The sequence below is a fragment of the Arthrobacter globiformis NBRC 12137 genome, from assembly GCF_000238915.1.
GTDB lineage: Bacteria > Actinomycetota > Actinomycetes > Actinomycetales > Micrococcaceae > Arthrobacter > Arthrobacter globiformis.
The window spans coordinates 1-19,064 of record NZ_BAEG01000030.1; the positions used below are offsets into that span (position 1 = coordinate 1).

Here is a 19,064-nt window from a genome sequence, read left to right on the forward strand (position 1 = left end):
GTCCGGCTGGGCCAGGCGGACGGTGCGCCGTCCGCCACGAATCGCCTCTTCGAGGGTCAGCCGAAGCTCGGCTTCGTGGTCCGCCCCCTGCGCCGGGCCTGCTGCTTGCTGCCGAATCCAGCCTCCGAGCAGGTCCTCCCAATCGACGTCGCCACCCATGTCGACGTTGCCGTATCCGCCACGTCCTGGCCGCGGGCCCGGCCGCGGGCCGCCGGACCCCCATCGCTGACTGCCCCCGGCCGGTCCGGCACCGCTGCCGGCATACTGCCGGTAATCGGCGCCGAAACGGTCGTAGCGTGCTTTCGTTTCGGGATCGGAAAGAGTGCTGTAGGCCTCGCCGATTTCCTTGAACCGGTCAGCGGCCTCCGGATCGCGATTGACGTCCGGATGATGTTTCCGCGCCAGTTTGCGGTAGGCGCGCTGGATCTCGTCAGCGTCCGCCGTCCGGGAGACGCCGAGAACGGAATATGGGTCCTTAGCCACGATCAGCGTTCACCGCCCGGCTGACAACAACCGACGCTGGCCTGAGCATGGTATCCGTGCCGCCGTAGCCCGGGCGCAGTACGGTCAGCACCGTCCCTGGGGGAGCCTCGTCCGTTTCCGACACACTGACCGCCTCATGAATCCGCGGGTCGAAGGAAACGTTCTCGGCGTCGATCCGCGGGTAGCCAAGGCGGGACAGGGTATCGATGGCCTGGGATCGGATTGCGGCTATGCCATCGACGAGCGGGTCCCCGGCAGCCGGGGCGTGAGCCAAGGCCAGTTCCAGATTGTCCAGGACAGGCAGCCACGCCAACGAGACCGCTGCGCGCTCCTGTGCCCTTAACTGTGCGCCGTCCCGGGCGGCGCGCTTTCGGACGTTGTCTGCGTCAGCCAGCGCACGGCGCCACAGGTCCTCCATTTTGGCCAGCGCGTCCGCCTGATCCGTCGCTTTGATTTCCCTTTCACCCAGTGTGGCAGCCTCTGCCTCGTTGCTTCCTGGAGCCTGCCCTGCCTGGTCGCTCATGGCCGTTCCTAGCCGCGGTCGAATTCCGCGTCGACGATGTCATCCTCATCTACATCGTTGGACGCTGCGGGCTGAGATGCGGATTCCTGACCCGCCCCTGCGGTGGCCGCGGAGGCAGCCGAGGCGCTCAGCGCCGACTGCAGCTGCTGAAGCTCGGAAATCAGTTCCCTCGCGGTGCCAACGTCTGCCTGGTTGCTGACGGCGTCTCGCGCCTGACCAACCAGCAGTTCCGCCCGGGCCTTGTCGTGCACCGGGACTGCGTCACCTAGCTCATTGACGGCCCGCTCAACGCGGTAGGCCACTGCATCGAGTTCGTTGAGGGTATCGATCCGCTCCCGGTTCTGCAGGTCCTCGCTTCTGTGGGACTCAGCCTCGGCAATCATGCGCTCGACTTCCTTGGCGTCGAGGTTGGAGCCTTCGCTGATGGTGATGCCCTGTTCTTTGCCCGTGTCCTTGTCGCGGGCGGTCACGTTCAAAATGCCGTTGGCATCCACATCGAACGTGACTTCGATCTGCGGTTCTCCGCGCGGCGCTGGCCGGATATCGGTCAGCTGGAACCGGCCCAGCACCCGATTATCCGCCGCCAGTTCCCGCTCCCCCTGCAAGACCACCACGTCCACGGCGGGCTGGTTGTCGTCCGCGGTGGAGAACACTTCGCTGCGCCGTGCGGGGATGGTCGTGTTGCGCTCGATGATCTTTGTCATCACACCGCCGCGGGTCTCGACACCCAGGGAAAGCGGCACAACGTCCAGAAGCAGGACGTCCGAGACCTCTCCTTTAAGCACGCCGGCCTGGATCGCCGCACCGACAGCCACGACTTCGTCCGGATTGACGCTCATGTTGGGATCTTTGCCGCCGGTCAGGCGCCGGACGACGTTCTGCACAGCGGGAATGCGGGTGGAGCCGCCGACCAAAATCACTTCATCGATGTCGTTGGCGGTGACCTTGGCGTCCGTCATGGCCTGTTTGACCGGATCCATGGTGCGTTCCACCAGGTCATGGGTGATGTCTTCAAAAACGGAGCGCCTAACGGTGGTCGTCAGATGCTTGGGGCCCGTGGCGTCGGCAGTGATGAAGGGAAGGTTCACCTGGGTCTGGGTCACAGAACTCAGCTCGACCTTCGCTTTCTCGGCAGCCTCGAACAGGCGTTGCAACGCCTGGGCGTCCGACCGGAGGTCAATGCCCGCCTCCTTCTGGAAGTCGTCGGCCAGGTAATCGACAAGGCGGCGGTCAAAATCGTCTCCGCCAAGGTGCGTGTCACCCGCAGTGGAGCGGACCTCCACAACGCCGTCCCCCACATCCAGCAGGCTCACGTCAAAGGTTCCGCCGCCCAGGTCGAAAACCAAAACCGTCTCGTGCTGACGCTTATCGATGCCGTAGGCCAGGGCCGCTGCAGTCGGTTCATTGATGATACGAAGGACTTCGAGCCCGGCAATCTTACCCGCGTCCTTGGTCGCGGTCCGCTGTGCGTCGTTGAAGTACGCGGGCACCGTGATGACGGCCTCCGTCACTTTTTCGCCCAGCTGCTTCGCGGCGTCGTCCACTAGCTTGCGGAGAACAAGTGCGCTTACCTCTTCAGGTGCTACTTTCTTACCCTGAACCTGAAAACGCGCCACGCCGTTGTCGTCCGCTACGACGTCGAAACTCACGGCCTTGGCCTCATCCGAGATCTCGTCATAGTGTCGGCCGATAAACCGCTTAGCCGACGTGATGGTTCCTTTGGGGTTCAGAATCGCCTGCCGGCGGGCCAATTGCCCCACAAGCCGTTCCCCGTTGTCCGTATACGCGACAACCGACGGAGTGGTCCGGGCTCCTTCGGCGTTGGGGATAACGCGGGCCTCCCCTCCTTCCCAGACGGCGATCACCGAATTGGTTGTTCCAAGATCAATTCCCACTGCTTTGGCCATGACTCACTCCGGTCCTAGAGGGCGCGCGACCGGTCCTGTGGCGACGTCCGCCCGAGGTTACACCACATGACTCCACGCCCTGTCCTGCTGGGCCAGGCGGCTCACAGGGCTTTTGTCATGGGCCTTATAGGGTTGAGTTTGCCCCTTGCGCGGGAGCGACGGCATGCCCTCAGGGGTCCAAATATGCTCCGAGGAATTGACCTATCAGGATAGGTTCCACAGGCGTATCCTGCGAAGACAGGGTTTATTACACACATTTTGTCCACGAACGAGTCCCTCAGCTGTGCCCAGAGACTGGCAGGTCAACCAAATGTTCGATCGACTGAGGGCCGAGGAGATTCTTGGCAAGGCCGCACACTCTATTTCTGCACTGGAATTCTGCCATGTAGCAGCTCGCTATCTTGTGGTGGACGGCCACCTGCTTTCGAGCCCCGATAGGGCGCCGATGACCCACGACCGCGGTGTCCGCCCGCTCCAAGTCAGGGATGCCACACTCACCACGACAGGCCCGGCGTGGCGATATGCGCTCTCCACATTTGGCGATAGCGGAGAACTGAACGGATGCCTTGTCCTATATGCCAGCACGGCTCCGAATCCCACCCAGATGATCGAGCTACGCGCAACGGCCAGAACAACTGCCCCCGGCCCAGCTGAGGAAACGGCAGGAGCACACCAGCAGGAGCACACGGCCCTGCTCTCCAATGCCTGCGACAGGGACGATCGCCTGCGTATCCTCTCGAAGACGGTACTGCAGCTCGAAACCCGAACCTCGATCCAGAACGCCCTGGATGGCACTCTCACCGCCCCCCTCGGACAAACGACGTCGAGGGAGTCCCTTATCGCGGAAGTGCTGTCAGTGCTGACGGGACGTCCCGTCTGCACTGAGGACGGTTTCGGCAATATCCGCGCCACGGCCGGCACCAACTCCGGGCGCCCGTACCCCCGGCCCAGCGCGGCCGAGAGGTCGCGGACGGTGCAGCTCTGGCTCGCCTTCGGTTTGCCAGTCAAAGAACCCCGAAGGCTCGTGGCGATGGTTCTTCCGGACACTGACGTGCTCGGCGCAATGTGCTTGCTCGAGAACGGCAGACCCTACACGGCCGACGATGTCTTCGCCTTGGAGTATGGAACGCGGCTCTTGCAGGTCGAGTTGTCGCACCGCCGCAGCATTGCCCAGCTGGAACTGAAGCTGGGGCGCGACCTGGTGTATGAATTGGTGTCCGGAATGGATGAAGAGACCGCAGCCACGCGTGCCGAGGCAATGGGATATGACATCACCGGTCCGCAGCATGTCATCGTCGCTCAGTGGCAACCTCTTCGAACGGACGATACGGTCGTGGTCGCCCTGCGCAGGACGCTGCGGGAGCTCCAGACCCCTGCGCTCGTTTCACGGCGTTCGGACATAACACTTGCCGTGGCTGCCGGAGATCCTCTCGACACAGAGCTCTTTACCGTTGCGGCAAGGACTCTGCGCAGCGCTACCGGAGCTGTAGGCATCGGAGGTCCGAGCCACGATGTCACCCAGCTCCCACGCTCTTACGCGGAGGCCCTGCGTGCGCTGCACACCCGGGTACATTCCATCGACCCCTACGGGCTCACGCGCTACGACCAACTTGGGATCTACCGCATCCTGGACATGCCCGGCAGCGAAACTGACCTCCCCGGCTACGTCGAGGAGTGGTTAGGCGCACTGCAGAGCAACGACGCCCGCCGGGGATCCGATCTGGTGCACACCTTGGCGCAGTATCTGGATCACGGCGGCAACTACGACAGCACGGCCGACAGCCTCGCCATTCACCGGAGCACGTTGCGATACCGGCTCAAATCTATCCGGCAGATCACCGGTTTTGACCTTGCTGACCCCGAAACCCGCCTCAACCTGCACGTTGCCACGCGTGCCTGGCGCCTGCGATCAGCACGGCAGCGTTGACGGATCAGATCAAGCTGAAGCGCCCACCAGTTGCCTGCGATTGGACCTGAGGGAGTCAAATACGGGCGGTTTTTAGGCGTCCCGGGGCCATGCGTGCGCGATGACGGCGGAGGAGACTCAAACTGAAATATGTTGCCGTAGACAGCCAGAGAAGGCAGCGGGAATCCCATGAGTATGAGCAGACCAACAGCCGCCGAGGGCAAGGCCTCGCGCCCGTCTCCAGGACGCAGGAGGGCGTGGACCGCCATTCTCGGCGCTGGGTTGCTCATATTCGGATCAGCGTGCACAGGTTCGCCTCCGGCTCCGGCATCACAATCCGCCAGCGCTGAGGGTTCCAATTCCACAGGGGACCTTTCAGCCGTTCCTGGGATAGTCAGAGAGGTCGAGCCCTCTGTGGTCACGATCCAGACATCAGGCGGCATCGGCAGCGGAGTGGTCTACCGCAGCGACGGCACCATTGTCACGGACGCCCACGTGGTGGAGGACCAGCAAAAGAAGCCGTTCAAGAGCGTCCGGATCCGCTTCGCGGACGGATCTCAGGCTCAGGCCACCGTCGTCGGAGTTGACGACCCAACCGATGTGGCTGTGGTGAAGGCTGACCGGGACAACCTTCCGGCCGCCAAGTTCTCGACGACGCTTCCCGAAGTTGGACAGCTGGCGGTTGTTATTGGCAGTCCGCTGGGGCTGGAGCAGACCGTCACGGCGGGCATCGTTTCCGCACTTCACCGCAATATGCCACCGTCAGAGGGAGCACCGCAGGGGCTAATCGACCTCATCCAGACGGACGCGCCCATCTCCCCGGGCAATTCCGGTGGAGCCGTGGTCAACAGCAATTCGGAGATCATCGGGCTCTCAGAAGCCTATCTGCCGCCCAGCTCGGGCGCCGTCTCGATCGGGTTCGTAACTCCCGCGGCGACCGTGATCGATGTAGCGGACCAGATACTGAAGAGCGGGGTGGCCACGCACGCGGTCCTTGGGGTTATTCCGACCGACATCTCTCCTGAGGTCGCAAGCCGCTTTGGCCTCCCCACGACATCGGGCGCGCTGGTCATCGAAGTCGCCCAAGGAGGACCGGCAGCCAAAGCGGGACTGCAGCCAGGAGACATCATCACCCAGTTCGACGGGCAGAAGATCGCCAGTGTGACCGATCTCCTGGCCGCTGTCCGCAAGAAGGACCCGGGGCAGCAGTCCGACGTCGGGTACCAGCGCGGGCAAGAAACAAGGTCAGCGAAAGTCACGCTGGGGAGCACTGCAAAAGGATAGACCCTGTTCGAAGGCCCCGGCCGGCAAGTTACGAGCGAACCATTTCCAGAATCAGAGGTCTGGCTATGTCTGAAACACTGCCACAACAATTGTTTAAGGGATCAGGAACTGCGCTGATTCTCCGGGGCATTGCGGCCGTTCTGTTCGGCATTTTAGTTGTCGTCTGGCCCGATGCGTCCGTACTCGCACTGGTGATCCTCTTCGGAATCTACGCTGTCTTTGACGGCGTGACTAACATCGTGCACTACCTCACGCGCAAGAGGCGCCGGTCCGCCTGGCAACTGGTAGGCGGCATCATCTCCGTGCTCGCGGGCCTCGTCGCGTTCGTCTGGCCGGGCATCACCGCCCTTTCGCTCGCACTCGTAATCGGCGTGTGGGCGGTTATTCTCGGTATCACCCAGATGGCCCTCGCCTTCGAAGTCAAAAGGACGGTTGGGCTGTGGTGGCTCTGGCTGATCACAGGCATCGTCACCACGTTTTTCGGCCTCTTCCTAGTCATCTTTCCCGGCCCAGGCATCCTGAGTCTCCTGGGTCTGCTCTCGTCCTTCGCAATTCTCTTCGGAATACTTCTGATCGCCTCCGGAACCGGACTGCGCCGGCTGGGCGAAAGCCCCGATACAAGGCTCTCGATGGGCTAAAAGCCTGTCAACGGGGGCAAGGCCTTCGGGCTTGCGGGAGGGCCTGATCCCTCTGCCTGAGCCCGGACGGTCGGACCGACAAAGGAGCCAACATGATTCCCGGATTTCCTGATCCGCATCTGGCACGGATTCGTCCGGTTCGCGTGCGAACACCGCAGGGCTGTGAGGAATGCCTGTCTTTGGGCACTGCCTGGGTTCATTTGCGTTTATGTCTCACCTGCGGCCACGTCGGGTGTTGTGACTCCTCACCCATGCGGCACGCCAGGGCCCACGCCAACGAGTTGCACCCAATCGTTCGTTCCCTGGAGCCCGGCGAGGATTGGCGCTGGTGCTACCCCCATGAGACGTTCGTCTAGAGTGCCGGAAGGCGCGACCAAATGATGGAACCTGTCGAACGCTCGACCCTGACCGAAACGCCGGATGACTCCGGCGCCTATCCACGGCTCGGCCAGGCCCAAATCGAATTGTTAGGCCGTGTCGGCACCAGGCGGGCCACTCAGGCCCGCGAAATCCTCATTCACGAGGGAAACCTCGACACTGACTTCTTCGTCATACTGCAAGGCACGGTACTGGTCGTGGAGGGACTGCACGCCGCCGGGGGCAGGCAGCCTGCCGAAGCGGGCACTGGCACGCGAATCCTCGAAGTTCACGGTCCCGGACGGTTCCTCGGGGAATTGGGCCTGGTCGAGGGGCAACCGGCCTTTCTCAGCACTGTGACCGCCGAGGCCGGTGAAGTGCTCCAGATTCGCGGGGACGATCTGCGCCGTGTGGTGCTGACGGACGCCGCGGTAGGCGAGACCATCCTGCGGGCATACCTGCAGCGCCGAATCCTGCTGATCAGCGCGGGCGCGGGCATCCGCATCATTGGATCCCGCTTCAGCCGTGACACGCTTCGCCTCTTGGAATTTGCGGCCGCCAACCGCCTGCCTCACCGGCTGGTCGATCTGGAAGAGGACGAGCAGACGCAGACGATCCTGAACCGGGCCGGGATCCTCGAGACTGACCTGCCCGCAGTGGCGCTAAACGCCTCGCAAGTCCTCCGAAACCCCTCCAACACAGATCTGGCCCTCGCCATGGGCCTGCGGATGGTGAAAGAGCATTCTGGCTCATACGATCTCATGGTGATCGGGTCCGGCCCGGCCGGCCTCGCGGCCGCCGTCTACGCGGCGTCCGACGGGTTGTCCGTCGTCCTCAAAGAAGCCTTTGCGATAGGTGGGCAGGCCGCCACATCCCCGCGGATCGAGAACTTCCTGGGGTTTCCCGCCGGAATCTCCGGTGGAGAACTCACTGAAAGAGCGATCATTCAGGCCCGAAAGTTCAGAGTCCAGATCAACGTGGCCTGCAGGGCTCGCACCATCGCGTTGCGGGACGGCGAGTTTCGCGCCGAGTTCAACGAGGGCGGCCCCGCAGTGTCACGGGCCGCGCTGCTCGCTACCGGGGTGCATTACCGCCGACTGACAGTCCCCGGGCTGGAGGAATTCGAGGGGATCAGTGTCTTCTACGCCGCCACTGTCCATGAGGCCAGGCTCTGCGGACTGCAGCCGGTGGCCGTCGTCGGCGGTGGAAACTCAGCGGCACAGGCCGCGCTTTTCCTGGCCGGAACGGGAGCACCAGTGCGGCTGTTGGTGCGCGGGGCGGACCTCCGCGCGGACATGTCGAGGTACCTCGCGGAACGGATTGAACAAAACCCGGGCATAGAGGTGCTGCTGGGGGCAACCATCGTGGGAGTAGCCGGTTCAGGCGCCCTTGAACGGATCATCGTGGAACTGGGAGCCACAAGCGAACACCGCACCTTCGACTCCCGGTACCTCTTCATTTTTATCGGGGCCAAGCCGCACACAGAATGGCTGCAGGGTACGCTCGCCCTGGATGACCACGGCTTTGTTCTCACCGGGGCTGATCTCGAGGAGCTTCCTTCTGAGTTCAGCCATCTGGGCCGCAGCCGGCTACCCTTGGAAACCAGCGTCCCCGGCATGTTCGCGGCCGGTGATGTCCGGCATGGATCAGTGAAACGCGTAACGGCCGCGGCCGGTGAAGGCTCAACGGCAGTGGCCATGATCCACGAGCACCTGCGTCTCCTTCGGAATGGACCGGCCAGTGTGCGCGGGTGAACGGCAGCGAAAGTGGCAGGACAGTGCCTGCCCTAGGTGTGACATAAAGCATGGGCACTGAACCGTAGGAGGCCGCGCGTGCCGGAAAGTTCAGGTGACGTGAACCCCACCAGTGCACGTACGCTGGGCGTGCTCGCCGAACCGGAGGTCACCGCCGAGTTTGCCGAGCGTAACGGCCGCGAAGTGGGCCATCTGCTCAACCTTGCCGATGAGCGCCACGACTGGTCCGTGATCATCGAGTACCAGGATTTTACGGCTGGCAATGGCTTGGCGCCGATGCTGGACTCCTTGGCAGCGCACCGGATCCGCCGAGCATGGGATGTCATGGTCTGCCTGACCGATCTTCCGATTCGTCTCGAAGGCCGCACTGTGGTCGCGGAAGTCGCGCTCGGGGAGTCGATTTCCCTGGTTTCCGTGCCCGCGCTCGGCGCCGTCAACATCGACCGCCGGGTCCGCACTGCCGTCGCCGACCTCGCGTGGGCCATACACCGCCACTTCGATCCGGACGATGACATCAGCGAATTCGGTCCGCCCTCACTGCACCAATCGCGGCATATCGAGACCGCGGTTCTTGACGACGGGCCAATTGGGTTCCGCTACGTCTCGGCACCCCGCCTCGGCCGCGGACGGTTGCTGGCGGGCATGCTGCGGGCGAACCGTCCGTGGCGGCTGGTCTTCGGATTGAGAAGCGCAATGGCGGCCGCGATCGCCACAGGCGCCTTTGCGCTTGTCACGAACACAATCTGGCAACTCGCAGACCTGCTAGGGGCGCCGAGGCTGGCTTTGCTGACGGTTCTTGCTATCAGTTCGATGGTGTTCTGGATAATCACCCAACACGATCTGTGGGAAAGCCCCCGGCGCGACGATCTCCTCGAACGATACAAGGCTTCCCTGTATAACACTTCTACAGTGTGGTCGTTGATGATCGGCGTCGTGATCAGCTACGTCCTGCTGTTCGTGGTCGTGCTGTTGGCCGCGGCTTTTACCATCGACGACGGCCTATTGGCACTGACCCTGCAACATCCCGTGGCTGTTTGGGATTTTGTGGAAGTGGCCTGGATGACGACATCAGCGGCGCTCATCGGTGGAGCGTTGGGCTCGGGATTCGAGTCCAAGGACGACATTCTTCGGGCGGCGTACGGCCAACGGGAACGTCATCGTCGCCAGTCGGTCGCCGAGGGCGAATAATCCGGCACTGCCGGAAGCAGCCCTGAATGCCCCTGCGCGTGGCTCTCGCTCGAAGTTGGCGAGTGCTAACCGTTTGCTTGCAGTGGATCGCGAGGCCAACCACGTCCCCGGGCGTTTGTGCCGGGGCTGCCTACTTGGGGATTGTGATACCCAGTCTGGCCATGCGGCGGTAGATGGTCGCCCTGCTGATGCCCAATTCGGCTGCCGCCCCGCTTACTGTAGCCCCGTGCTTGGAGAGACAGCGGACGATCTCATCACGTTCCATCGCCTCGATCCGAGTCAGGTGCGGGCTGTTCCCCCCACCCAGAAGGTATGCAGGCAGATGGCTGACGTCGATGGTCTCCGTCTGGACAGCGGCGGCGTGGATGACGTTGAAAAGCTCGTCAATGTTGTCCGGCCAGCTATGGGCAAACAATGCTTTTTCTGCGGCGGGAGTGAAGTTGATTTCCCGCAGGCGGGTTTGGCGGGCAGCGTATCTGGCCAAGTGCAGGACATCCTCGCCGCGTTCCCGCAGGGCGGGAACGGAAATCACCGTATCGACCATGCCTGCCAAGGGCTGCGGGATGCCGTCGTGCTTCGCAGCTGTAACGGCCCAGGCTAGCGGTGGCGCGCTCCCGCTCTGGGAGACGGGAAGTGCCCGAACTGCGCTGCGGGCTTGGGCGTGGAGTTCTTGTGCTGCCCACGCGGGCAACAGGTCTACGTTTTCGACTATGACAGCGGTTGCTGGTTTGCCCAGTTCGGGGGCCCACAAGGACAGCCAGGCGTCGACGTCGCCGGGCGCGGGGGCGGCCGCTGAGATGATACGGCTCGCGGGGTGAATTCGCCGCAAGGCCTGCGCCAGCAGAGTTGCGCGCCCCGTACCCTGCTCGCCTACGGCGGCAACAACCCGTCCGGCCGCCAAGGCCTGAGACGCCTGATCGAGGGCGTTTGTCCAAACTGAGGACATTTTCCGCACTGTTCCGGCTGCTGGCTCGAGTTTGCCTCTCTGGATGCGGAAGACGCCGCCCTTTGGTCCGGCCTTTTCTTTGCGGCCCTGCGACCTTGCGAGCATCAGGGCCGAGGTGTTGCCCGCAGCTGATTCTGCCAACGCCAGGAGCAATTGCGGGGATGACCGGGACCATGTGGTGATGTTGACACTCCCTTCCAGCAATCCGCTGACCGGATCGAAGACAGGAACTGCCGCGCAGGTGTAAGTCCGGAGGCTGGCACTGTAGTGTTCTTCAGCGCGGACAAGGGTCGGGATGCGGTCCGCCAGTGCTAATCCCATGCCGTTGGTCCCGGCCTCCCTTTCGGAGAATGCGAACCCCGGCGCCAGATGGACCTTGTCGAGCGCCCGCAAAAGGGAGGTGTCTCCGCTGAAGCGGTTGAGGAGCAAGCCGTTGGCATCGGTGAGCATAAGGCTCAAGGGTTCGTTCACCAGAGTGCTGTAGAGGCCGGTGAGCACTTCCTGACCGCACTGAAAAAACAGGGAGTCAGTCCCCGCAGAGCCAGCCCACATCGGATCTACTACTTCGGCGGAAACGCCATATTCCTCGCTCCGCTGCCAGGAAGCGAGGAGGCGCTTGTCAGGAGTGGCGAGCTGGCGGGCGTAATCGCGCGCCGGGCTGACAATCCCCTCGTCCTTGTTCGGCATCATCGCCGTCCTACTCGTCTCCATACTTCGAGGTTACGTTGTCCCGCGGTCCCAGCGGGAAGAGAACCGTCTCAAAATGAGACACACGCCACATGTTGACAGCTGTTCCACCAGCCTACTCTCGATGATGTGGCGACTACGGCAGTCGCCAGAAGGAGACCGGACATGTATAGCAAAGACGGCGAAAACTACTTCATTGTCGACGCCCACATCGCATTGTGGGACGCCCGCCCGGAAAATCAGCGGAATATCCAGGGCAAGCAGTTCATCGATTGCTTCTACGACTACCACCGCAACCTCGGTCCTGAAGAGGAACACTGGTCCTACGAGGAATTCCTTTACCAGGGCGGCGAACGCCTTATGCAGGATCTGTTCGAGGACGGCTACGTGGACCACGCGATCTTTCAGCCGGCCTATCTCGGCGCGTTCTACCAGAACGGATTCGCGCAGGTGGAGGAGGCGTACGGCCTGGCCGCGGCGAATCCGGGCAAGCTCACCTACAACCACTGTTATGACCCGCGCCAAGGCGAGGCCGGCCTTGACCGGCTCCGCGCCGACCACGAGAAGATGAAGTTCAAGGGGGTCAAGCTCTACACCGCCGAATGGCGCGGCGAGTCCCGCGGGTACAAGCTCTCTGATCCCTGGTCCTACCGGTATTTCGAGGAGTGCCGCAAGCTTGGCATCAAGAACATCCACATCCACAAGGGCCCTACCGTCCGCCCGCTGGACCGGGACGCTTTCGATGTCGCCGACGTCGACCACGCCGCCTCAGACTTCACCGACCTGAACTTTGTGGTGGAGCACGTCGGTCTGCCCCGGCTGGAAGACTTTTGCTGGATCGCCACCCAGGAACCCAACGTTCATGGCGGCCTGGCCGTCGCGATGCCCTTCATGCACACCCGGCCACGGTATTTCGCCCAGATCATCGGCGAGCTCATCTACTGGATTGGCGAGGACCGGATCCAGTTCTCCAGCGACTACGCCATCTGGTCGCCCCGCTGGCTGATCGAGCGCTTCGTTGACTTCCAGATCCCGGAAGACATGACCGAGTACGCACCGCTCACCGTGAACCAGAAGAAAAAGATCCTGGGACTGAACGCGGCTAAGATGTACGACATCCCGGTGCCCGCAGAGCTCCAGCTCCCCAACGCGGACGAGACTAAGACGGGACCGCGGCAGCCGGAACGCGCCGACCTGGCGGCGGCGGTATGACAGCGGCACTGACGGAGCGCACCCTCCGGCACAGGGACGTGGCGGTGAGCGCCAAGGACGTCCGCCAGGCGCTGGGGGCCGTGCTGGATCCGGAGCTGGACGAGCCCATCACGGATTTGGGCTTCGTCCGTTCGCTCGAGATCACCGGCTCCCTGGCCGGTGCCGTGGTGACCGTGCACCTGCGGCTGCCCACGTCGTTCTGCTCGCCGAACTTCGCCTACCTGATGGCCTCCGACAGCAAGGACGTGATCTCGGCGCTGCCCGGGGTGGCGAGGGTGGTGGTTGAGCTCGATGACCACCACGACTCTGCCCTCATCAACGCTGGTCTTGCGGCCGACGCAGGGTACCGGGGCACCTTCGGACAGGAAGCCGAGCACAGCCTGGAGGAGTTGCGGTGGACGTTCCGCCGCAAAGCGTACACCGCCGCGATGGAGCGCTGCCTCACCGAACTGCTGCGGGCCGATCCCACACTGGCAGAAGAGAGCGTCGGGACGGTACGGCTTGGTGACCTGCCCGCCGGCCGGACCAAAGACGCTCTAGTACGACGGCGGACGGCGCTTGGGCTGCCGACGCAACCTTCCGCCGTCGTCCTCGTTGACCATAACGGCGTACCCTACATGCCCGACAACGTCCCGATGGCCCTGCGTCGGGCCCGTTCCACCCGCATTTCCATTGACGGCAATGCGCACTTCTGCCGCGGCCTGCTGCGGACACGCTACGCCGGCTCCGGCGCGGACCAGAGCGCGCGGCCCGATGGCGCTGAGCCCGCAGACCACCAAGAACTACTTCCGCTAAGAGTCAAGGAGATTAACCCGTGAGCACCATGCGAGCCGTCCAGGTTGTTGGCTACCACAAGGGCCTGAAAATGGCAGAAGTGCCGGTCCCCGAAGTCACAGGCCCCTTTGATGTCGTCGTCAGAATCGGGGGAGCCGGGGTTTGCCGGACCGACCTACACATTCTTGAGGGCCAGTGGGCGGAAAAATCGCAGGTCCACCTGCCATACACCATCGGCCACGAGAACGCCGGATGGGTGCACGCAGTCGGTAGCGCCGTTACCAATGTGAAGGAAGGCGACAAAGTCATCCTGCACCCCCTCATCACGTGCGGCCTGTGCCGTGCCTGCCGTTCCGGGGACGACGTGCACTGCGAGCAGAGCAGGTTCCCTGGGATCGACACCAGCGGCGGATACGCCGAATACCTCCTGACATCCGCCCGCTCCGTCGTCAAAATCGACGACTCGCTGGAACCCGCCGACGTCGCAGCCCTAGCCGATGCCGGCCTTACCGCCTATCACGCGGCCGCTAAGGCGGCCAAGCGGCTGACCGCTAGGGACACATGCGTTGTTATCGGCGCCGGAGGGCTCGGCCACATCGGGAGCCAAGTCCTCACAGCGCTAACACCGGCCCGCATCATCGTTGTAGACCGTAACCCTGCCGCCTTGGACCTGGCCAAGAAGATCGGAGCACATGAGGGCGTCCTGGCTGACGGGTCACAGGTCGAGCAGGTCCTTGCCCTCACCGGCGGTCATGGAGCCGAGGCACTCATCGACTTCGTTGGCGAAGGCGGCGCGACCGCCCAAGGCATCGCCATGCTGCGCCAGGCAGGGGATTACTACGTGGTGGGCTACGGCGAGAATATCGACGTCCCTACCATCGACATCGTCTCAGCCGAGATCAACATCATCGGCAACCTCGTCGGCTCCTACAACGACCTTCAGGACCTGATGGCCTTGGCAGCACGGGGTGCCGTCACTCTTCATACCCAGAAATATGCCCTCGACGACTTCCAACAGGCGATCAGCGACCTCAACGAAGGCAAAGTGCGCGGCCGGGCCATCCTCGTTCCCTGACGAACAACCGGAGGGCTCGACGCATCAACAAATAGAGAGAATCGATAAAGAGGCTGCAAGTCCCCTGCGCGCTGGCCGTTGGCGGGCTCCCACACCCGTCGTTACACCACCCGCAGACGATCCACACCGGCCCGTCCGTCCGGCCGGAGAACAGAATCCACCGGAAACCCCAGACCGTACCCCCTATCCATCATCGAAGGACCGACGTTCGGCGCCGAACGCATACTTGTTACAGGAGACCATCATGAGGGTGGAAGAATTTCAGACCACAGCGGCGCACCCGGGCACCGTTGTTCCTAAGGATGCAGCGTCCGGGACAGCAGTTCTGGAGAGTATCGCCCAACGGGTGCGCTGGACCGCCGCCGCCATCGTGGATGCCGCCAACCGCGGGCGCCCCAACACCAGCGGCATCAAGGTCGGTGGACATCAGGCCTCCAGCGCCTCCATGGTGGAAATAATGACCTCCCTCTGGTTCTCCGAGCTGACTGCGGCGGACCGTGTGTCAGTCAAGCCCCACGCCTCCCCTGTCCTGCACGCAATCAATTACCTCCTGGGCGACTTGGATGAAAACAAACTCAGCACCCTTCGGCAGAAGGGCGGCATGCAGAGTTACCCCAGCCGGTCAAAGGATCCTGACACGGTGGACTTTTCCACCGGGAGTGTGGGTATCGGGGCCACTGCCACCATCTGGGCGGCCATGTCACACCGCTTCGTCAGCGACAGGTACGCTGAATCCCGCAAATCCGGTCGCTTTATCGGACTTCTGGGCGACGCCGAACTGGACGAAGGCGCCATCTGGGAAGCTGTCGCCGACCCGACAGTGGCGCAACTCGGCGAATTGCTGTGGATCGTTGATTTGAATCGGCAGTCATTGGACCGGGTGGTACCCGACTCGCAGATCATGCGCCTGCAAGGCATGTTTGAAGCCGCCGGCTGGCAGGTCCTAACCCGGAAGTGGGGAACCCATGTCCAGGAACTCTTCACCCGTCCCGGCGGTGCGGATCTACACCGCCGGCTGGAGACCATGCCAAACGAGGAATACCAGCGCCTGCTCCGCTCCCCCGACCCGGAGATTTTCCAGCGCCTGTGCGCCAGCGGTTCGACCCCTGCCATGGAAACCCTGCTCAGTTCGCTCACGGCCGCGGAACAGGCTGCGGCAGTACGTGATCTCGGCGGACACGACATCGGACTGCTGCTCGACACTTACAACCAGGTCGACCCCACCCGGCCCACCGTCATCTTTGCCTACACGACCAAAGGCCGCGGCCTTGCGACCGAAGGACATCCGAACAACCACTCAGCACTCCTGACCAAAGATCAGATGGAAAAGCTCGCCGAGGCCTCCGGGATGGACCTTGGCGATCCATGGCGCAAATTCCAGGCGGGCACCGTCGAAGAACGGGCCTGCGCCAATACATCCCTCCGGCTCAAACGCCCGGAACGCGCACTGGCCCCGTCCCTCCAAATCCCGGATTCCCTGCCATGGGGCTACGGCGACAGAATCTCCACCCAAGCCGCATTAGGACGGTTCCTGTCCGACCTGAAAAGGGCAGCGCCGGAAGTGGCCCACCGTGTCGTCACCTGCAGCCCCGACGTTGCCTCTTCCACGAACCTCGGCGGCTGGATCAACAAAACCGGAGTCTGGTCTGTCGGCGAACGCCAGGACTGGTTCGCGGACGACCAGGAACGGGTCCTACGCTGGATTGAAAACTCCCGCGGCCAACACATCGAACTCGGCATCGCCGAAACCAACCTCGCGGGCCTGGTCTCCGAGCTCGGAACGACCTGGAGCCGCTGGGGCCGGCCGCTGATTCCTCTCGCCACCATCTACGACCCGTTCGTGGCCCGCGCCCTCGAACCGTGGTCCTTTGGCATGTACGCCGGGGGCCAGTCCATCCTGATCGGGACTCCGTCAGGGGTGACCCTGGCACCGGAGGGCGGCGCGCACCAGTCCCTCACTACTCCGTCCATCGGATTGGAACAACCCGAGTGCACAGCCTGGGAGCCAGCCTTCGCCCAGGATCTGGAATGGTGCATGCTCGAAGCCATGAGCCGGACCGGCATTCCCGGAGGACGCTCAGCCTACTTCCGGCTCACCACCCGTCCACTGGACCAGGCTCAGGCTGCCATCCCGACGGACCCCCTGCTGCTGGAGCGGCGCCGCAGGCATGCGGTGGCCGGCGGGTACCGGCTGAGCGACCACGACCCGGTCGAGGACAGGGTCACTTTGGTCGGCGTCGGGGCGATCATGCCCGAAGTCATCGCCTCGGCCGCACGGCTGAAGGCACTTGGCATCATGGCCGGGGTCGTCTGCCTCACCAGCCCTGACTTGGTCTTTGAATCCCTCCAGCGCCGCAACTCACTGACCCAAGGAACCCCGGCGATTGGATTCGACATCATAGACGGCCTCTTTCCACGACACGCACCCGCGCCCCTCGTCACGGTCCAGGACGGGCACCCCCACACTTTGTCCTTCCTGGCCGGAGCCCGTGGCGACCGCACAGTCTCCCTGGGAGTAAAGGATTTCGGGCAGTCCTCTGATCTGCACGACGCATACCGGATCCACGGCATCGACGAAGCATCCATCGTCAACGCGGCGCTGAACCTGGTGCGCTAGCATCGACCGTCAACGGTACGGGGGCGGGAGACATTCGTCTGTCGGGTCAGGAAGAGGGGCCACGTCACTGGCTAATTTAGCCTAGGGTGCGAGGGCTTGGGCCCGGTATTCCAGCGGCCAAGCCCTCGAGTCAGCGGATCGGCCGCTCAAGGGGCGCTACTGATGCAGACGCTGGCCCGCGTTAACCGCACGTTCCGTGCGAAGGAGGACGGGCTGCTGGCGAATCGCCGCGTCAAGGCCATAGTCCCTGCCGAGTTCCCCCTTGACTTCTCTGCTGACCGTCGTCAGTCTTTTCGACAACAGGAGGGGGGCGTCCGTCCGCTCCTGAAGGCCAGTGGAGGATACAGATGATCCGTGCCAGGTCGCTGATGCGTTCCACGACTTCCGGAAAGGACGTTTCGCGCCTCGAGCTGTTTTTCGATCTGGTCTTTGTTTTCGCCCTATCGCAACTGTCCCATCATTTGTTGGAGCATCCCTCGTGGGTGGGGGCCGGGGAGACGTTTGTGCTTCTCCTTGGTGTCTATAAGGTGTGGGTGTACACGACCTGGGCGGCGACGCTGCTGGACACTTCGCGGCTTCAGGTCCAGTGGATGCTGCTGATCGTCATGCTTGTCTCACTGTTCATGAACGCCTCAATCAGCTCAGCGTTCGGCGCCTTCGGCTGGCTCTTTGCTGCAAGCTATCTGCTGGTCCAGCTTGGCCGAGGTGCGTGGATGCTTACTGTCGGACTTGACCGGACCACCCACAACCATTTCGTGCGCACGCTGATCTGGGGGTGTATGAGCGCGCCGTTTTGGGTTGCCGGCGCCTTCTTAGGCCCGGGGCCGCGTTTGGTGCTCTGGGGTGTCGCTGCCGCGATCGATCTGGGCGGCCATATGCTGGCGCACCGGCTGCCGGGCCAGCAAACCGAAGGCAGCCAGGTCCCGGTCCCGGGAGAGAGGATCTTTGAGCGCTTCGCATTGTTCTACGTGATCGCACTCGGCGAGACGATCATTTCAAGCGGCCTGGCCATAGCGGGCAACCTGGAGGACCCGTTGATACTTTTGACCGGGACCGTCAGTTTGGCCGGCAGCGTCGCGATCTGGTGGTGCTACTTCCACGGCCTCGAGCAGGAGGTTCTGGAGAAGCTTGATTCTGTCGACGATCACTTCCGGCCCGGTATTTTAGCGGGCAACACCTTGCTCGTGTTGCTGGCGGGCCTGATCCTGGTGGCGGTTGGTGATCAGCTCGTGATCAGCGATCCGGCCGCCCGCCCTGATCTGGCCACCGTCCTGTTTCTGTATGGTGGGCCGGCTCTTTTCCTTGCCGGTCGGGGCTTTTTTATTCGACGGGTGCTGGGCCACCGCCAACCGTCTGATCTCGTCGGCATCGGAGCCTTGGCGGGCCTGGCAGGCTTGAGCTTTCTCCTCCCGGCCTTCGTTGCCGCTATGGGGGCCGTTCTTCCCCTCATGGGCGTAGCAGTTTCCGACGCCGGGAACCGACGCCGCCGCCGAACGCAACTGGGAGCCCGCTGACGGCCTATTCGATGCCAGGGAACGTATCCTGGGCCGGCATTGACAGCCTAAGAGGACATTTTGCCTGTCCCGTCCCCCGCTGTCCCGCGTCGCAGCGTAATATCTTTCGCAGCCCGGGTCCCGTTGCACGGAGACGGCCGAGTTGGCATGTTCTAGTCGGAACACCCGGCCGAGGGTGCCCGTCAGGAGGGCTGCCATT

Annotated in this window: 15 protein-coding genes; 11 read left to right on the forward strand and 4 right to left on the reverse strand. The window is 63.2% G+C overall.

All coding sequences use genetic code 11. From position 1 onward, the window contains the following. The 3 genes from ARGLB_RS04990 to dnaK all read right to left on the reverse strand — a co-directional run. The coding region (locus ARGLB_RS04990; protein WP_003799617.1) for a DnaJ domain-containing protein at positions 1-483 on the reverse strand (483 nt) is incomplete at its 3' end. Further along, complete coding sequence (locus tag ARGLB_RS04995; RefSeq protein ID WP_003799619.1) at positions 476-1,006, reverse strand: nucleotide exchange factor GrpE; 531 nt, start codon at positions 1,004-1,006, stop codon at positions 476-478. The genes ARGLB_RS04995 and ARGLB_RS04990, both read right to left, overlap by 8 nt. An 8-nt stretch (positions 1,007-1,014) precedes the next feature. Next, positions 1,015-2,913: a molecular chaperone DnaK gene (gene dnaK / locus ARGLB_RS05000; RefSeq protein WP_003799621.1), complete on the reverse strand. Its 1,899-nt coding sequence runs from the start codon at positions 2,911-2,913 to the stop codon at positions 1,015-1,017. Positions 2,914-3,223: 310 nt separating this feature from the next. On the opposite strand from dnaK, the gene ARGLB_RS05005 reads away from it, so the two are divergent. From ARGLB_RS05005 to ARGLB_RS05025, 6 genes are all read left to right on the forward strand, one after another. Beyond that, positions 3,224-4,840, forward strand: coding sequence for a PucR family transcriptional regulator (locus ARGLB_RS05005; protein WP_043418024.1), 1,617 nt, complete (start codon positions 3,224-3,226; stop codon positions 4,838-4,840). Positions 4,841-5,233: 393 nt separating this feature from the next. Continuing rightward, positions 5,234-6,103 carry a S1C family serine protease gene (locus ARGLB_RS05010; RefSeq protein ID WP_003799626.1) on the forward strand — a complete coding sequence of 290 codons (870 nt, stop codon included), beginning with the start codon at positions 5,234-5,236 and terminating at the stop codon, positions 6,101-6,103. Between the two features lie 65 nt (positions 6,104-6,168). Further along, positions 6,169-6,741 carry an HdeD family acid-resistance protein gene (locus tag ARGLB_RS05015; RefSeq protein ID WP_003799628.1) on the forward strand — a complete coding sequence of 191 codons (573 nt, stop codon included), beginning with the start codon at positions 6,169-6,171 and terminating at the stop codon, positions 6,739-6,741. A gap of 92 nt (positions 6,742-6,833) precedes the next feature. Next, the gene (locus ARGLB_RS22650; protein WP_003799630.1) at positions 6,834-7,097 is read left to right on the forward strand and encodes a UBP-type zinc finger domain-containing protein; all 264 of its coding nucleotides are present in this window, start codon (positions 6,834-6,836) and stop codon (positions 7,095-7,097) included. A 21-nt stretch (positions 7,098-7,118) separates the two neighbouring features. Further along, entirely contained in the window at positions 7,119-8,852 is a 1,734-nt protein-coding gene (locus ARGLB_RS05020; RefSeq protein WP_003799632.1) for an FAD-dependent oxidoreductase, read from the forward strand. Positions 8,853-8,930: 78 nt separating this feature from the next. After that, the gene (locus ARGLB_RS05025; RefSeq protein WP_003799635.1) at positions 8,931-10,040 is read left to right on the forward strand and encodes a hypothetical protein; all 1,110 of its coding nucleotides are present in this window, start codon (positions 8,931-8,933) and stop codon (positions 10,038-10,040) included. Between the two features lie 130 nt (positions 10,041-10,170). Here the strand turns inward: ARGLB_RS05025 and ARGLB_RS05030 are convergent, their stop codons facing one another. Beyond that, positions 10,171-11,676, reverse strand: coding sequence for an AAA-type ATPase lid domain-containing protein (locus ARGLB_RS05030; protein ID WP_003799636.1), 1,506 nt, complete (start codon positions 11,674-11,676; stop codon positions 10,171-10,173). Between the two features lie 162 nt (positions 11,677-11,838). Between ARGLB_RS05030 and ARGLB_RS05035 the strand changes: the two genes are divergently transcribed. From ARGLB_RS05035 to ARGLB_RS05055, 5 genes are all read left to right on the forward strand, one after another. Further along, entirely contained in the window at positions 11,839-12,885 is a 1,047-nt protein-coding gene (locus ARGLB_RS05035; RefSeq protein ID WP_003799638.1) for an amidohydrolase family protein, read from the forward strand. After that, the gene (locus ARGLB_RS05040; protein WP_003799640.1) at positions 12,882-13,703 is read left to right on the forward strand and encodes an iron-sulfur cluster assembly protein; all 822 of its coding nucleotides are present in this window, start codon (positions 12,882-12,884) and stop codon (positions 13,701-13,703) included. Before ARGLB_RS05035 ends, ARGLB_RS05040 begins: the two co-directional genes overlap by 4 nt. After that, positions 13,700-14,734, forward strand: a complete 1,035-nt coding sequence (locus ARGLB_RS05045; RefSeq protein WP_003799642.1) for an NAD(P)-dependent alcohol dehydrogenase — start codon at positions 13,700-13,702, stop codon at positions 14,732-14,734. Before ARGLB_RS05040 ends, ARGLB_RS05045 begins: the two co-directional genes overlap by 4 nt. Positions 14,735-14,978: 244 nt before the next feature. Continuing rightward, on the forward strand, positions 14,979-17,351 hold the full coding sequence (locus ARGLB_RS05050) for a thiamine pyrophosphate-binding protein (protein ID WP_003799644.1): 2,373 nt from the start codon (positions 14,979-14,981) through the stop codon (positions 17,349-17,351). A gap of 347 nt (positions 17,352-17,698) precedes the next feature. Continuing rightward, positions 17,699-18,865, forward strand: a complete 1,167-nt coding sequence (locus ARGLB_RS05055) for a low temperature requirement protein A (protein WP_003799647.1) — start codon at positions 17,699-17,701, stop codon at positions 18,863-18,865. Positions 18,866-19,064 lie beyond the last annotated feature (199 nt).

What these genes read in the sequence shown, in the direction of transcription:
- ARGLB_RS04995 (WP_003799619.1), bottom strand. Translation starts at nt 1,006, where the DNA reads ATGAGCGACCAGGCAGGGCAGGCTCCAGGAAGCAACGAGGCAGAGGCT.
- dnaK (WP_003799621.1), bottom strand. Translation starts at nt 2,913, where the DNA reads ATGGCCAAAGCAGTGGGAATTGATCTTGGAACAACCAATTCGGTGATC.
- ARGLB_RS05005 (WP_043418024.1), top strand. Translation starts at nt 3,224, where the DNA reads ATGTTCGATCGACTGAGGGCCGAGGAGATTCTTGGCAAGGCCGCACAC.
- ARGLB_RS05015 (WP_003799628.1), top strand. Translation starts at nt 6,169, where the DNA reads ATGTCTGAAACACTGCCACAACAATTGTTTAAGGGATCAGGAACTGCG.
- ARGLB_RS22650 (WP_003799630.1), top strand. Translation starts at nt 6,834, where the DNA reads ATGATTCCCGGATTTCCTGATCCGCATCTGGCACGGATTCGTCCGGTT.
- ARGLB_RS05020 (WP_003799632.1), top strand. Translation starts at nt 7,119, where the DNA reads ATGATGGAACCTGTCGAACGCTCGACCCTGACCGAAACGCCGGATGAC.
- ARGLB_RS05030 (WP_003799636.1), bottom strand. Translation starts at nt 11,676, where the DNA reads ATGATGCCGAACAAGGACGAGGGGATTGTCAGCCCGGCGCGCGATTAC.
- ARGLB_RS05035 (WP_003799638.1), top strand. Translation starts at nt 11,839, where the DNA reads ATGTATAGCAAAGACGGCGAAAACTACTTCATTGTCGACGCCCACATC.
- ARGLB_RS05040 (WP_003799640.1), top strand. Translation starts at nt 12,882, where the DNA reads ATGACAGCGGCACTGACGGAGCGCACCCTCCGGCACAGGGACGTGGCG.
- ARGLB_RS05050 (WP_003799644.1), top strand. Translation starts at nt 14,979, where the DNA reads ATGAGGGTGGAAGAATTTCAGACCACAGCGGCGCACCCGGGCACCGTT.
- ARGLB_RS05055 (WP_003799647.1), top strand. Translation starts at nt 17,699, where the DNA reads ATGATCCGTGCCAGGTCGCTGATGCGTTCCACGACTTCCGGAAAGGAC.